The sequence below is a fragment of the Mycobacterium sp. genome, from assembly GCF_040398885.1.
GTDB lineage: Bacteria > Actinomycetota > Actinomycetes > Mycobacteriales > Mycobacteriaceae > Mycobacterium.
The window spans coordinates 1-14,240 of record NZ_JBBATF010000078.1; the positions used below are offsets into that span (position 1 = coordinate 1).

At 71.2% G+C, this 14,240-nt stretch carries 11 protein-coding genes and 1 pseudogene; 11 read left to right on the top strand and 1 reads right to left on the bottom strand.

Translation table 11 applies throughout. The features are described from left to right. Positions 1 to 357, top strand: a pseudogene (locus ADBZ5U_RS09040) (argininosuccinate lyase); the annotation flags it as partial. Then, positions 354 to 1,553: an MFS transporter gene (locus ADBZ5U_RS09045; protein ID WP_526264559.1), complete on the top strand. Its 1,200-nt coding sequence runs from the start codon at positions 354 to 356 to the stop codon at positions 1,551 to 1,553. The pseudogene ADBZ5U_RS09040 and the gene ADBZ5U_RS09045, both read left to right, overlap by 4 nt. On the opposite strand, the gene ADBZ5U_RS09050 is transcribed toward ADBZ5U_RS09045, so the two are convergent. Then, positions 1,542 to 3,332, bottom strand: a complete 1,791-nt coding sequence (locus tag ADBZ5U_RS09050) for an ABC-F family ATP-binding cassette domain-containing protein (RefSeq protein WP_526264578.1) — start codon at positions 3,330 to 3,332, stop codon at positions 1,542 to 1,544. The genes ADBZ5U_RS09045 and ADBZ5U_RS09050 overlap by 12 nt on opposite strands. 131 nt (positions 3,333 to 3,463) lie before the next feature. On the opposite strand from ADBZ5U_RS09050, the gene ADBZ5U_RS09055 reads away from it, so the two are divergent. From ADBZ5U_RS09055 to tyrS, 9 genes are all read left to right on the top strand, one after another. Next, positions 3,464 to 6,445 (top strand): alpha/beta fold hydrolase, encoded by a 2,982-nt coding sequence (locus tag ADBZ5U_RS09055; RefSeq protein ID WP_526264561.1) that lies wholly within the window; start codon positions 3,464 to 3,466, stop codon positions 6,443 to 6,445. 41 nt (positions 6,446 to 6,486) lie between these two features. Beyond that, on the top strand, positions 6,487 to 7,107 hold the full coding sequence (locus ADBZ5U_RS09060) for a hypothetical protein (protein ID WP_526264563.1): 621 nt from the start codon (positions 6,487 to 6,489) through the stop codon (positions 7,105 to 7,107). 7 nt (positions 7,108 to 7,114) lie between these two features. Continuing rightward, positions 7,115 to 7,315 (top strand): Trm112 family protein, encoded by a 201-nt coding sequence (locus tag ADBZ5U_RS09065; RefSeq protein ID WP_526264566.1) that lies wholly within the window; start codon positions 7,115 to 7,117, stop codon positions 7,313 to 7,315. Between the two features lie 244 nt (positions 7,316 to 7,559). Further along, the gene (locus ADBZ5U_RS09070; RefSeq protein ID WP_526264580.1) at positions 7,560 to 8,543 is read left to right on the top strand and encodes a carotenoid 1,2-hydratase family protein; all 984 of its coding nucleotides are present in this window, start codon (positions 7,560 to 7,562) and stop codon (positions 8,541 to 8,543) included. Then, positions 8,540 to 9,733 carry a glycosyltransferase family 2 protein gene (locus tag ADBZ5U_RS09075; protein WP_526264568.1) on the top strand — a complete coding sequence of 398 codons (1,194 nt, stop codon included), beginning with the start codon at positions 8,540 to 8,542 and terminating at the stop codon, positions 9,731 to 9,733. Before ADBZ5U_RS09070 ends, ADBZ5U_RS09075 begins: the two co-directional genes overlap by 4 nt. Next, complete coding sequence (locus ADBZ5U_RS09080) at positions 9,730 to 10,554, top strand: lysophospholipid acyltransferase family protein (protein ID WP_526264570.1); 825 nt, start codon at positions 9,730 to 9,732, stop codon at positions 10,552 to 10,554. The genes ADBZ5U_RS09075 and ADBZ5U_RS09080 overlap by 4 nt, the downstream gene beginning before the upstream one ends. Then, positions 10,544 to 12,052, top strand: coding sequence for a phytoene desaturase family protein (locus tag ADBZ5U_RS09085; RefSeq protein ID WP_526264572.1), 1,509 nt, complete (start codon positions 10,544 to 10,546; stop codon positions 12,050 to 12,052). The genes ADBZ5U_RS09080 and ADBZ5U_RS09085 overlap by 11 nt, the downstream gene beginning before the upstream one ends. 10 nt (positions 12,053 to 12,062) lie before the next feature. Further along, on the top strand, positions 12,063 to 12,674 hold the full coding sequence (locus ADBZ5U_RS09090; RefSeq protein ID WP_526264574.1) for a DNA-3-methyladenine glycosylase: 612 nt from the start codon (positions 12,063 to 12,065) through the stop codon (positions 12,672 to 12,674). Positions 12,675 to 12,702: 28 nt separating this feature from the next. Continuing rightward, positions 12,703 to 13,983, top strand: coding sequence for a tyrosine--tRNA ligase (gene tyrS, locus ADBZ5U_RS09095; protein ID WP_526264576.1), 1,281 nt, complete (start codon positions 12,703 to 12,705; stop codon positions 13,981 to 13,983). The last annotated feature ends 257 nt before the right edge of the window (positions 13,984 to 14,240 follow it).

The following is a 14,240-nucleotide window of genomic DNA, read 5'->3' on the forward strand; positions in this document are numbered from 1 at the left end:
ACCCTGCGGTTCGATACCGACCGGATGGCGGCGCTGGCCCCGGCCGGCTACACGCTGGCCACCGATATCGCCGAGTGGCTGGTGCGCAAGGGCGTGCCGTTCCGGGTGGCGCACGAGGCGGCCGGGGCGGCGGTCCGGGTCGCGGAGAGCCGCGGTGTCGGACTCGAGGAACTGACCGACGGCGAACTCGCCGGGATCAGCCCGCAACTCACGCCCGAGGTCCGCGAGGTGTTGACGGTCACCGGATCGGTGGCCGCCCGCAACGCCCGCGGCGGCACCGCGCCGCAACAGGTGGCGGTGCAACTGGAGCGGCTGCGCGAGAAGGCCGACGGGCTGCGCACGGGGCTGCGGTCATGACTCCGACCGGATACGAGCTGTTCGCGCAGCGCCGTTTCCGGGATTTCTTCAGCGCCAACCTGTTCTTCAATCTCTGCCTGGTGATGCTGTTGCTCGGCGTCTCGTGGACGATGACGTCGCTGACCGACAGCCCGGTGCTCATCAGCCTGGTGCAGACGATGATGAGCCTGCCGTTCCTGTTCTTCGCCATCCCGGCCGGTATCGCGACCGACCGGTTCGGGCACCGCGTCGTGCTGTTCGCTTCACAGTTCTGGCTGCTCGCCATGCTGACCCTGATGGGTGTCATCGCACTGGCCGATGGGTTGCACTTCACTCCCAGGTCGCTGCTGGCGATGACCTTCCTGGTCGGCATCGGGGTGGTGGCCCAGCAGACCGCCTGGAAGCCGTTCATCCAGGGTCTTGTCCCCAAAAACTCTCTGGTGGAAGCGATTTCGTTCAATTCGCTGAGCACCGACTTCGGCCGTGCGGTCGGACCGGTGCTGGCCGGTTATCTGATGGGTGCGTTCGGCCCGGCCGTGGTGCTGTTCACCAGCGCGGCCTCCCAGCTGGGCATGATCGCGACGCTGCGCAACGCCCCGGGCCGACGCGACTCCGGCGAGGCCGGTCCCGCCCGCCGGTCACTCCGCCAGGCGTGGGCACTGATCCGTCGCTCGCCACGTCTCTACGGTCCGATGCTGCGCTGCGCCCTGCTGATGGCGCCGTGCGGCGCGGTGATGGGTCTGCTGCCACTGGAGGCCAAGGAGAACATCCAGACCGGGCCGATCGGATACGGCGGATTACTGGCGGCGCTGGGCATCGGCACGGCGGCCGGCGGTGCGCTGATGCCGGTGCTGCGCCGCCGGTTGTCTCTCGGCACGCTGACGACCGTCGCGCTGGCGTTGTTCGGCCTCGCCGTGATCGGGGTGAGCCGGTGGAACAGCATGGCGCTCGACGCCGGATTCCTGCTCATCCTCGGCCTGACGTGGAGTCTGCTGAGCATCGCGCACCAGTTCGCGATCCAGTTCGCCTCACCCGAGGACATTCGCGGACTGATGAACTCGATCTACTCACTGGTGCTGCAGGGTGCGCTGGCCGGCGGGAGTCTGCTCTTCGGCGTGCTGGCGCACTACACCGGAGTCAGCAGAAGCATCCTCATCGCCGGTCTGGTGGCATTGAGTGGCCTGCTCCTGGTGCGCCGACACCCGCTAACCACCTGACTCAAGCAGCTCCGAGCATTCCAGCCATCGCGTCTCAGTCTCGGCTAGCAGTGCCTCCAGCGAGCGCAACTCCGCAGTGAGCGCTGCGAGCCCGGCGTGATCGGCCTGGTCGTGCTCGGCGAGTTCGACGTGCTTGGCGTCGACCCGGCCGGCCAGTTTCGACAGCGCCCGGTCCAGTGCGGACACCTCCTTCTGGAGAGCGCGCAAATCGGCACCGGAGAGTCCTGCTGGTTCGGCGCGCGCCGCTGTCGCCTTCGTAGGTTCCCGGCGCGCCGAGATCCGCAGATACTCCTCGACGCCGCCGGGCAGGTGCCGCAGGTGGCCGTCGAGGATCGCGTACTGCTGATCGGTGACCCGCTCGAGCAGGTACCGGTCGTGGGAGACCACGATCAAGGTGCCGGGCCACGAATCCAGCAGATCCTCGGTGGCCGAGAGCATGTCGATGTCGACGTCGTTGGTCGGCTCGTCGAGGATCAGCACATTCGGTTCGGCCAGCAGGGTGAGCATCAGTTGCAGCCGGCGGCGCTGGCCGCCGGACAGATCGCCCACCCGCGCCGAGAGTTGGTCGCGGCGAAAACCCAAGCGCTCCAACAGTTGTGCCGGAGTCAGATCCTTGCCGTCGACCTGATAGGTGGTCTGCAGCCGGGCCAGCACATCGCGCACCAGATCCCCGGCGATCTCGGTCAGGATGCCGGCCTGCTGATCAAGCACGGCCAGCCGAACCGTCTTGCCGCGCTTGACCCGGCCGCTGTCGGGAACGACGGTGCCGGCGATGAGGCCCAGCAGGGTGGACTTGCCGGCCCCGTTGGCGCCGACGATGCCGGTGCGCTCGCCGGGGGCGATCCGCCACTCGACGTCGCGCAGCACCGGCCGGCCGCCGAAGGACACCGACACGTCCAGCAGGTCGATGACGTCCTTGCCCAGTCGCGCGGTGGCCAGTTTCGCCAACTCCACGGTGTTGCGGATCGGCGGCACCTCGGCGATGAGCTGGTTGGCCGCCTCGATGCGGAACTTCGGCTTGGAGGTACGGGCCGGGGCGCCGCGGCGCAGCCAGGCCAACTCCTTGCGCATCAGGTTCTGCCGCTTGGCCTCGGTGGCCGCCGCGATCCGGTCCCGTTCGACGCGCTGCAGAACGTAGGCGGCGTACCCGCCGTCGAAGGGTTCCACGACGCTCCCGTTGCCGGTGGCGTGGACCTCCCAGGTCGTGGTGGCGACCTCATCGAGGAACCAGCGGTCGTGGGTGACCACCAAAAGTCCGCCGGAATTGCGCGCCCAGCGCGACTGCAGGTGGGCGGCCAGCCAGGTGATGCCCTCCACGTCCAGGTGGTTGGTGGGTTCGTCGAGTGCGATCACGTCCCACTCGCCGATCAGCAACGCGGCCAACTGAACCCGGCGGCGCTGACCGCCGGACAGCGTCCCGGCCGCCGCGTTCCAGTCGAGGTCGGACACCAGGCCGGCCACCACGTCGCGCACCCGCGGATCGCCCGCCCACTCGTGCTCGGGCCGGTCACCGACCAGGGCGGCGCCGACCGAACCGGCCGGATCGAGGGTGTCCTCCTGCTCCAGGGAGGTCACCCGCAGACCGCCGCGGCGGGCGACCCGCCCGGAGTCCGGTTCGATCCGTCCGGTGAGCAGGCCCAGCAGGCTGGATTTCCCTTCGCCGTTGCGGCCCACGATCCCGATCCGGTCCCCGTCGTTGACCCCGACGGTGACGCCGTCGAAGACCACCTGCGTCGGGTACCTCAGACCGAGGGACTCGCCACCGAGCAGATGCGCCACCGGAGAGACCTTACTGATCGCCAAACGAGCAGGCTGTGGGCACCGACGGGTTCGTTGACGGCATGCCCGGTGTGCCAGAATGAGAAGCGCTGTCGGGGAGGACGGCCGGCGGCGAGGGTTCGGCAGGAGCAATGGTGGATCTGAGGTTCTCGGCACTCACGAAACCGCTTGAGCGGTTGGTGGCCACCGCACAGAACGGCTACGAGGTGGCACGGTTCGGCGGCCTGGACACCGGCGTGGTGCCGTCGCCGTTCCAGATCGTCGAGAGCACCGCCATGTACAAGCTCCGGCGTTACTTCCCGCCGGACAACCGGCCCGGCATGGCCGAGGTCGGACCGCCGGTGCTGATGGTTCATCCGATGATGGTGTCGGCGAACATGTGGGACGTCACCCGGGACGACGGCGCGGTCGGCATCCTGCACGCGGCGGGCCTGGACACCTGGGTGATCGACTACGGGTCGCCGGATGAGGTCGAGGGCGGCATGGAGCGCACCCTGACCGACCACATCGTCGCGCTGAGCCAGGCCATCGACACGGTCCGGGACGCCACCGGACAGAGCGTGCACCTGGCGGGCTACTCGCAGGGCGGCATGTTCTGCTACCAGACCGCCGCCTTCCGCCGATCCCAGGACGTCGCCAGCATCGTGGCGTTCGGCTCTCCGGTGGACAGCCTGGCCGGGCTGCCCGGCGGTCTGCCCGCCAACCTCGCGGTGGGAGTGGCCGACTTCCTCGCCGACCACGTGTTCAACCGCATCGACATCCCCGGCTGGATGGCCCGCGCCGGCTTCCAGATGCTCGACCCGGTCAAGACCGCCAAGTCGCGCCTGGATTTCCTGTTGCAACTGCACGACCGGGAATCCCTGCTGCCTCGCGAGCAGCAGCGGCGCTTCCTGGACCGGGAGGGCTGGATCGCCTGGTCGGGTCCGGCGGTCGCCGAGCTGCTCAAGCAGTTCGTCACCCACAACCGGATGATGACCGGCGGCTTCGCCATCCGGGGACAGCTGGTGACGCTGTCCGACATCACCTGCCCGGTGCTGGCGTTCGTCGGGGAGGTCGACGACATCGGCCAGCCGGCGGCGGTGCGCGGCATCAAGCGGGCCGCCCCCAACGCCGACGTCTACGAGGTGATGATCCGGGCCGGCCACTTCGGTTTGGTGGTCGGCTCCAAGGCCGCGGCCAACACCTGGCCGACGGTGGCCGACTGGGTGCTGTGGGTGTCCGGCCGCGAGCCGCGCCCGGGCAACATCGAACTGATGAAAGACGTCCCGGCGCCCTCGCCCGACTCTTCGGGCGTGCCACTGAGTTCGCGGCTCATGCTCGGCATGGCGGAAGCCTCCGAACTCGCCCTCTCGGTTGCCAAGGGCGCGGCCGACGCGGTGGTGGCCGCCAACAACTCGGTGCGGACCCTGGCCGTCGAGACCGCGCGCACGCTGCCGCGCCTGGTCCGCCTCGGGCACATCAACGACCACACCCGGATCTCGTTGGGCCGCGTCATCGGAGAGCAGGCCGAGGAGGCGCCGGACGGCGAGTTCCTGCTCTTCGACGGCCGGGTGCACACCTACGAGGCGGTCGACCGCCGTGTCGACAACGTGGTGCGCGGCCTGATCGAGGTCGGGGTGCGCCAGGGCAGCCGGGTTGGGGTGCTGATGGACACCCGGCCCTCCGCGCTGGTCGCCATCGCGGCGCTGTCGCGGCTCGGGGCCGTCGCCGTCCTGATGCCGCCCGACGCCGACCTGGAGCAGGCGGCCCGGCTCGGCGGCGTCACCGACGTCATCACCGACCCGGCCAATCTCGGTGCGGCCGAGAAGCTGCCGGTCCAGGTCCTGGTGCTCGGCGGCGGCGAGAGCCGAAGCCTGGACCTGCCCGCGGGCAGCGGCGTCGTCGACATGGAACGGATCGACCCCGACTCAGTGGAGTTGCCGGGGTGGTACCGGCCAAACCCGTCCTACGCGCGCGACGTCGCCTTCGTGGTGTTCAACGCCGTCGGCGGCGGGGAACTGGTGCCCAAGCAGATCACCAACTACCGGTGGGCGCTGTCGGCGTTCGGCACCGCCTCGGCCGCGTCGCTGTCCCGCAGCGACACCGTCTACTGCCTGACCCCGTTGCACAACCAGGCCGGCCTGCTGGTCTCCCTGGGCGGTTCGGTGGTCGCGGGGTCGCGGATCGCGCTGTCCCGGGGTCTGGCCCCGGAGCGGTTCCTCGACGAGGTCCGCCACTACGGCGTGACCGTGGTCACCTACACCTGGTCCATGCTGCGGGAGGTCGTCGACGACCCGAACTTCTCGATGGCCGGCAACAACCCCATCCGGTTGTTCATGGGATCGGGTATGCCCACCGGACTGTGGCAGCGAATCCTCGAGGTGTTCGCCCCGGCCCGGATCGTGGAGTTCTTCGCGACCTCCGACGGCCAGGCCGTGCTGGCCAACGTCGCCGGGACGAAGGTGGGGAGCGAGGGCCGGCCACTGCCGGGCGGCGGCGAGGTGGAACTGGGCGCCTACGACCCCGACTCCGACCTGATCCTGGAAGACGACCGCGGGTTCGTCCGGGTCGCCGGCCGCGACCAGATCGGGGTGCTGCTGGCCAGGCCCTGGGGCCCGATCGACCCGACGGCGGCGATCAAGCGCGGCGTGTTCGCCGCCGGCGACATCTGGATCTCCACGGAGTACGTGTTCTACCGCGACGGCGACGGCGACTTCTGGCTGCTGGGCAACCGTTCTGGCCTGCTGCGCACCCCCCGGGGTGTGGTGTTCCCGGCGCCGATCACCGACGCCATCGGGGCGATCTCGGCGGTCGACCTCGCGGTGACGTACGGGGTGCAGACTCCCGCGGGAACCCGGGCGGTCACCGCGTTGACTCTGCGACCGGGAATGAGTGTCACGGCGGCCGACATCGCCGAGGCCGTTTCCACCATGCCCGCCGGTCTCGCGCCGGACGTGGTCCACGTGGTTGCGCAACTGGCGGTCAGCGCGTCCTACCGCCCGGTGGTGTCCGCGCTGCGGGCGGCCGGTCTGCCCAAAGCCGGCCGTAACAGCTGGTACCTGGACCCCGATACAGGAGGTTACAAGCGGTTGACGGCTGCCGCCCGCAGCGAACTCGCCAGGGCCGCCGACTGACCGGTCTGTAGTCTTGGCACCGTCTGATGCAGAGGAGAGCGATGACCGGGAAACTCGCCGGCTGGCGCCGCGGGGTGAGCACCGCCGCCGGAGTCGCGGTCGCCGCCGGCCTGGCCCTCGGCTCGGTCGGAATCACCCACGCCGACCCCTCAGCGTCACCGTCACCGTCACCGGTCACCACCCCCAGTGCGGTGACCAAGACGACGCCCAAGCCCACCGTCGCCCTCGAGGGTGGCGCGGCCGCGGGCGCCTCCCCGACGGCCGGCGCCACCGCGGCCGCCGGCGACGTCCTCGACCAGCTCGCCGACGAATACGCCACGGGCGTCGGCGGCGGCCAGCTCTCCAACCTGCTCAAGGTGTCGCTCAAGCTCCGGGCGATGGGCTACAAGCCGTCCAAGCAGTACCTCGACGAGTTGCAGGTCGCCATGAAGTACCGGCCCAACCAGCTCCCGTTGATCGACGCCCTCAAGGACACCATCGCCTACCAGCAGAAGCTCAAGGCCCAGACCGACATCCTCACCAGCGGGCAGTCCCAGGGCGGCGCGGCGACGGGCGCCGGGTCGGCGCCCGGGCCGGGCGCCCCCATCAGTGTCGTCGCGACGCCGCCGGCCCCCGCCCCGGCGCCCATGCCGCCCATGCCGCCCATGCCGCCGACGCCCTAGAGCCCCCGTGGACCCGCAACTACTCGAAATCCTGGTGTGCCCCGCCGATCGGGGTCCGCTGCTGTTCGTCGAGGACAGGCTGTACAACCCGCGCCTGCGCAAGGCCTACCGCATCGAGGACGGCATCCCGGTGCTGTTGGTCCACGAGGCCGTCGACATCGGGCCCGAGGAGCACCAGCGGCTGATGACCCCCACCGGCGGCGGCTAGCCTAGACCCCGGCACCAGGGGCCTGGCCGGACACTACGCCTGCCGCTGCACCCATGGGGCCGGCGCCAACCATTCCGGACAGTGATCGACTTGGGGAGGTCTCCTGCTCGCGCTGTGCTCCGCCGATCGCGCTCCGGACCCGGCCGTCCTGAACTGCCCGGGCGGTTTCAGCTGGTTCTACGTCGATCTCGTCGACGATCGGGGCCGGGGCGCGACGGTCATCTGGTCCTGGGGACTGCCGTTCCTGCCGGGCTACGCCGGCGCGGCCCGGGCCGGTCAGCCCGAACTCCCGGTCAGCCGCCCCAGCGTCAACGTCGTCGTCTACGGCGACGGCCGCGAACGGTTCTATCTGCTCTCCGAACTGCCCGCCGGGCAGTGCTCCTGGGGTCCGGACGGTCGATCCTGGCGTCTCGGCGACTGCGTCTTCGGTTGGGCCGACGAGCCGGGCCCGGACGGCGCTTCGATCACCCGTACGCTGCGGGGCGACATCGACCTGGCGCTGCCCACCGGCGGCCGGGTGACCGGACGGCTGTGGCTCTCCGGGGCGCTGCGCCGCGACTCGGCGCCGGACGGAGGTGACGCCGAGCGTGACCCGCACCTGTGGACCCCGATGCTGGCCGCCACCCCGGGCGGACTCGAGTTGCGAACTCCCGAAGGCGAATTCAGCATCAGGGGCCGCGGCTACCACGACCGCAACAGCGCCGCACGGCCGCTGCACTGCCTGGGAATCCAGAGTTGGTGGTGGGGCCGACTCGCATTGCCGGGGCGCGATCTGATCTTCTACCGGCTGACCCCTTCGGAGCCGGGGGCGGCGGCGCGCGACCTCGTCGTCGAACTCTCGGCGGACGGTTCGACACGCGTCTGCGAGGACGCCGGGCTGGAGATCGGCCGGTTGCGCCGCAGTCCGTGGGGATTGCGGTGGCCCACCAGTGCCGCCTTCCCCGACCCCGACGGCCGGCAGGTCCGGGTCCGGATCAGCGCCCTTCTGGACAACGGACCGTTCTATCAGCGCTACCTCCTGAGCGGACGCTGCGGCGATGACGAGGCCCACGGCATCGGGGAGCATCTCGTACCCGACCGGGTGGACACCGATCTGCTGCGCCCGCTGGTGCGGATGCGGGTGCACCGGGCCGACGGCCCCAACTCGATGTGGCTGCCGCTGTTCTCCGGCGACAGCGCAGGCCGCTGGGGGCGATTGCTCAGCAGGTCCGGAGGCGTGCGGGCATGAGCCCGGACCGGCCCGGTGTCCAGTTGCTGGCGGCGATGCTGGCGCTTCCGCCGCTCGCGTCGCTCGGGTTGGTGCTTTTCAACGCCGCGTTCTGGACCCGCGGCCGCGCTGTGCCGGCCGCCGCCGCGGCCGCGCCCGGCGGGGTGAGCATTCTGATCCCGGCCCGCGACGAGGCCGCCAACATCGAACGGTGCGTTCGCGCCGCCGCCGCCGCCCGCGGCCCGATCACCGAGATCCTCGTCTACGACGACGGCTCCACCGACGGCACCGGTGAGGTGCTGGCCCGGTTGCAGGCCGATGTGCCGCGACTGCGGGTGATCACCGGCGAGGCGCTTCCGGCCGGCTGGGTCGGCAAGCCGCACGCGCTGCACCGTCTCAGCGGGCACGCCGCGGGCGAACTGCTGCTGAACGTCGACGCCGACGTCACCCTGCACCCCGACGGCGTGCTGCGCATGCTGTCGCTGCTGGGCACGCCGGAGGAGGTGCCCGGCGGCCTCGGCGCGGCGCTGGTCACCGCCGTTCCCCGGCAGCGCGCCGGCGGCTTCGTCGAGCAGATGATGATTCCGCTGCTGCACCTGTCCTACGTCGCCTGGCTGCCGATGCCGCTGGTCCACCGCACCCGCGATGCCCGCGTGCTGGCCGCCAACGGCCAACTCCTGCTGGTGCGCCGCGGCGCGCTGGAGGCGGTCGGCGGGTGGACGCGGGTGCGCACCGCGCTGGTCGACGACATGGCCCTGTGCCGCGAAATCAAAAGCAGCGGCAGGCGTGTCGTCTTCGCCGACGGCCACGAGATGGCGGCCTGCCGGATGTACCCCGACGCGGCATCGCTGTGGCGGGGATTCGCCAAGAACTTCTACGAGGGCATCGGCGGACACCCACTGGCGCTGCTGCTCGTACTGGCGCTGCACCTGGTGTTCTTCGTCGTGCCCTACATCGCCCTGCCGGTGGCGCTGCTGCTGGGCGCCTGGCCGGTGGCCGTCGCCGCTGCGATCGGGGTGGCCGCCAACGTCGCACTCCGGCTGATCATGGCGCTTCGCTACCGGCACAGCCTGCTTTCCGTGCTGCTGCACCCGCTGGCCGTGTGCGCGATGATGGGAGTCCTGGTCGAGAGCTTCCGGTGGAGTCGCCGCGGCGACATCCGCTGGCGGGGTCGTTCCTATCCCGCCCGCGCCCGACGGGAGGCCGCGTGAACGCGGGCGCCGACCGTCGGGCACGGGTGCTGGCGGGGGACGCGCGGCGGCCGCGGTTCCTCGGCTTCGCCCGCGGCTACGCCCGGCGCCGGGTGTCCCGTCGCCTCGACGGGTTGTGGGTGAGCGGGCTCGACGAGGCCCGGGCCGCGCTGGCCGCCCGCCCGCTGATCTTCGCCGCCAACCATGTCTCCTGGTGGGACGTGCTGCTGCTACTGGTTCTCGACGAGGAACTCGGCGGCGTGGGATGGGCCGTCATGGACGCCGAGAACCTGCGCCGGCTTCCGTTCTTCGGCTGGGTCGGCGCCCTGCCACTGGACCGCAGCAGCCGGGAACGCAGCCGGGCGTGCCTGGAATACTCCGCCGCTCTGCTCGACCGTCCCGGCCGCAGCATCTGGATGTTCCCGCAGGGGCGCCAGCGCCCGGCGCACCTGCGGCCACTGGATCTCAAGCCGGGACTGCGAATCATGCACGCGCACAACCCGGTTGACGTCGTCGGGGTCAGCATCGACTACGTCTTCCTGGAGCGCGACCGTCCGGCTGCGATCGTCCGGTTCTCCGCTCCGATGCCGGGCGGGGCCTTCGTCGGCGAGTCCGGGGGAGCGGCGCTGCTGCCCGCCGTGGAGCGCACCCTGCTGGACGGGCTCGCCGAGATCGACGCCGCCGTCATCGCGGCGACCGACGGCGGTCGCGCCCGCCGCCACCCCCGGGACCCGTTGCCCGGCTTCCCCGCACTGGTCGGGCCGCCGCGCTCCAGTGCCCAGGACGGCGTGGGGTCGCGGATGTTGCGGCTTTTGGGCGAGCGGGGAACCCGTGGCCGGTGAGGGCGCCGAGGTCCTCGTGGTCGGCGCCGGGATCGGCGGACTTGCCGCCGCGTTGAGCCTGACCGCCCGCGGTCTGCCGGTGCGGATCCTGGAGGCGGGCCCGCGGCCGGGCGGCAAGGCCGGCGTCGTCGAGGTCGACGGCGTCCGGATCGAAACCGGTCCCAGCGTTTTGACGCTGCCCGAGGTGTTCGCCGAACTGTTCGCCCGGGCCGGTCTGCGCCTCGACGACGTCGTCGAACTGCGGTGCCTCGACCCGGGCTTCCGTTACCGCTACGCCGACGGCTGCGTGCTCGAAGTGGCCCGTGACCCGCACGACACCCTGGCCCGGGTCCGGTCGGCTCTCGGCGCGCCCGCCGAAGCCGAACTGGCCGCCTTCCTCGGTTACAGCCGCCGGATATGGGACGCCGCCGCGCCGCATTTCGTCCGCGGCCCGGCTCCGACCTGGGCGGGGATGGCCGGCCTGGCGGTGCGCCATCCCCGGGCGCTGCTGGCGGTCGACCCGCTGCGCAGCATGGCCGCCGGCATCGACCGCCACGTCCGCGAGCCGCACCTGCGGATGCTGCTTCGGCGCTACGCCACGTACAACGGCAGTGACCCCCGGCGGGCTCCGGCCACACTGAATTGCATTGCCCATGTTGAACTTTCGCTCGGCGGCTATGGCGTGCGGGGGGGTGTGACCGCGCTGGTGGAGGCGCTCGCCGACGCCGTCGTGGCGCGGGGCGGGGTCATCGAATGCGGCGCCCCGGTTGATCGGGTCCTGCTCGACGGCGGTGCGGCGGTCGGCGTTGAGCTGGCCGGCGGCGGACGTCGGCGCGGCCGGGCCGTGGTGGTCAACGCCGACGTGGGAATGCTGCGGGCCGCCGGCCTGCCGGACGCCGCACGCCACCTGCCCGCCGCGGGGGCTCCCTCGATGTCCGGCTGGACCGGCGCGCTGCGCGCGGCCCGGCGGTCCGACCGGCTGCCCCACGAGGTGCTCTTCCCCGAGGATTACGACGCGGAGTTCGCCGACATCTTCGACCGCGATCGCCCGCCGGCGGCCCCGACGGTCTACCTCTGTGCCCAGGAACGCTGTCACGGCATACCCGGCTGGGCCGATGCCGAGCAGGTGTTCGTCATGGCCAACGCGCCGGCCGAACCGGCGTCGGGGTCCCGGGACCCGCAGGTCTGGTCCGCCCTGGAGTCCGCGGTGCAGCAGCGGATCCGGGCGGCCGGATTGTGGGCCGAGCGTGATGCGATGGTCTGGCGCCGCACGCCGGCCGAACTGGCCGCGGAGTTCCCCGGCAGCCGCGGGGCCATCTACGGCGCGGCCAGCAATGACCGCTTCGCCGCGTTCCGGCGCCCGCCCAACCGGGTGCCCGGCCTCCGCGGGGTCTACCTCGCGTCCGGCAGCGCGCACCCCGGCGGGGGACTGCCGATGGTCGCGCTGTCCGGGATGGCCGCCGCCGATTGCCTCGGCCGCGATGTCGGCATCCGGGTGACGGACAAACCCGGGCCATGAGACCCGGCGCATGAGCGGCACCCCGTTGGACCTCGATCCGGTGGCGGCCGCGCACCGGCTGCTCGGTGCGGTCATCACCGCCCGTGGTGTCAGCGCGTTGATCGTGGAGGTCGAGGCCTACGGCGGCCCACCCGACGAGCCCTGGCCCGATGCCGCCGCGCACTCCTTCCGCGGTCCGAGCGTCCGCAACGCCGTCATGTTCGGACCGCCCGGACGGCTCTACACCTACCGCAGTCACGGAATCCACGTGTGCGCCAACGTCTCCTGCGGGCCGGACGGCAAGGCCGGGGCGGTTCTGCTGCGGGCCGCGGCCGTCGAGTCCGGCCTGGGCGCCGCCCAGTCCCGGCGCGGTGCGGCCGTCGGCCCGGCGGCACTCGCGCGCGGCCCGGGCAATCTCTGCTCGGCATTGGCCATCGGCATGGGCGACAACGGGCTCGAGGTCTTCGACGCACGCTCGCCGGTCACCGTCCGACTGGGTGCGCCCGCCGAGGCCGAGGCGGGACCGCGCGTCGGCGTCAGTCGCAGCGCCGACCGGGCGTGGCGGTTCTGGATTCCCGGGCGACCGGAGGTGTCGGCCTACCGGCGCAGTCCGCGCGCGCCACAGCCGGGTGCGAGCGACTGAGACACCGTCCATGCGAGAGGATCACCGCATGAGCACGACGATCCTCGAAGAATTGGGCTGGCGTGAGCTCATCGCACAGTCCACCGACATCGACGCGCTCGCCGCGGCGGCCTCCCGACCACCGATGACGGTGTACTGCGGATTCGACCCGACCGCGCCCAGCCTGCACGCCGGAAACCTGGTGCCGCTGCTCACACTGCAGCGGTTCCAGCGCGCCGGCCACCGCCCGATCGTCCTCGCCGGCGGCGCGACGGGTCTCATCGGTGATCCGCGCGACTCCGGGGAGCGCACCCTCAACGCCGACGACACCGTCGCGCAGTGGTCCGAGCGCATCCGCGCCCAACTGGAGCGGTTCGTCGACTTCGAGTCCTCCAGCACCGGTGCGATCGTCGAGAACAACCTGACCTGGACCCGGCCCATGGGGGCGATCGAGTTCCTGCGCGACGTCGGAAAGCACTTCTCGGTCAACGTCATGCTCGACCGCGACACCATCCGCCGCCGCCTCGACGGCGAGGGCATCTCCTACACCGAGTTCAGCTACATGCTGCTGCAGGCCAACGACTACGTGGAACTGCACCAGCGGCACGGCTGCACGCTGCAGATCGGCGGTTCGGATCAGTGGGGAAACATCATCGCCGGGGTCCGGCTGGTCCGGCAGAAGCTCGGCGCCACCGTCCACGCGCTGACGGTGCCCCTGGTGACCTCGGCCGACGGCACCAAGTTCGGGAAGTCCACCGGGGGCGGCAGTCTGTGGCTGGACCCGGAGATGACCAGTCCGTACGCCTGGTACCAGTACTTCGTCAACACCGCCGACGCCGACGTAATCCGGTATCTGCGGTGGTTCACCTTCCTGTCCCCCGGCGAGCTCGCCGAGTTGGAGGAGGCCACGGCTTCCCGGCCCCACGAGCGGGCGGGGCAGCGCCGGCTGGCCCGTGAACTGACCACGCTGGTGCACGGTGCGGCCGCGACCGATGCGGTCGAGCACGCGTCGCAGGCGCTCTTCGGCCGCGGTGAACTGGACCGGCTGGACGAGGCCACCCTGGCGGCCGCGCTCAGCGAGACGTCGGTGGCGCAGCTGCGTCCGGGCGGCCCGGACGGCATCGTCGACCTACTGGTGGCGACCGGGCTGTCGGCCAGCAAGGGTGCGGCCCGCCGCACCATCGCCGAGGGCGGCGTATCGGTGAACAACGTGCGCGTCGACACCGAGGACTGGGTGGCCACTCCGTCACACTTCCTGCACGGACGCTGGCTCGTGCTGCGCCGCGGCAAGCGGAACATCGCCGGGGTGCAGCGGGTGAACACCGTGTGACGAAGGTCAAACGATCTTGTTGCTCAGGGGATTTGACCTCGGGTGGGCCCCTGACGTAACTTTGTGAAGTCGTTGCGACGCGGCTCGGCCGCAGAGCGCGACGGCATCTCCAGGGAATGTCTCCGGACTTCGGGGCGTTACCACTGTCCGCACGACGAGCACGCGGCATTGCCGCGGGCCTGTTCGCGCGGGCTGAGATGCCGGGTGTGTTGTTTGAGAACTCAATAGTGTGTTTGGTGGTTTTTGTTTGTTGTTTG

Bases quoted from the DNA above. Each gene is read 5' to 3' on its own strand.
- ADBZ5U_RS09055 (WP_526264561.1), top strand. From the start codon at position 3,464: ATGGTGGATCTGAGGTTCTCGGCACTCACGAAACCGCTTGAGCGGTTG.
- ADBZ5U_RS09045 (WP_526264559.1), top strand. From the start codon at position 354: ATGACTCCGACCGGATACGAGCTGTTCGCGCAGCGCCGTTTCCGGGAT.
- tyrS (WP_526264576.1), top strand. From the start codon at position 12,703: ATGAGCACGACGATCCTCGAAGAATTGGGCTGGCGTGAGCTCATCGCA.
- ADBZ5U_RS09075 (WP_526264568.1), top strand. From the start codon at position 8,540: ATGAGCCCGGACCGGCCCGGTGTCCAGTTGCTGGCGGCGATGCTGGCG.
- ADBZ5U_RS09090 (WP_526264574.1), top strand. From the start codon at position 12,063: ATGAGCGGCACCCCGTTGGACCTCGATCCGGTGGCGGCCGCGCACCGG.
- ADBZ5U_RS09060 (WP_526264563.1), top strand. From the start codon at position 6,487: ATGACCGGGAAACTCGCCGGCTGGCGCCGCGGGGTGAGCACCGCCGCC.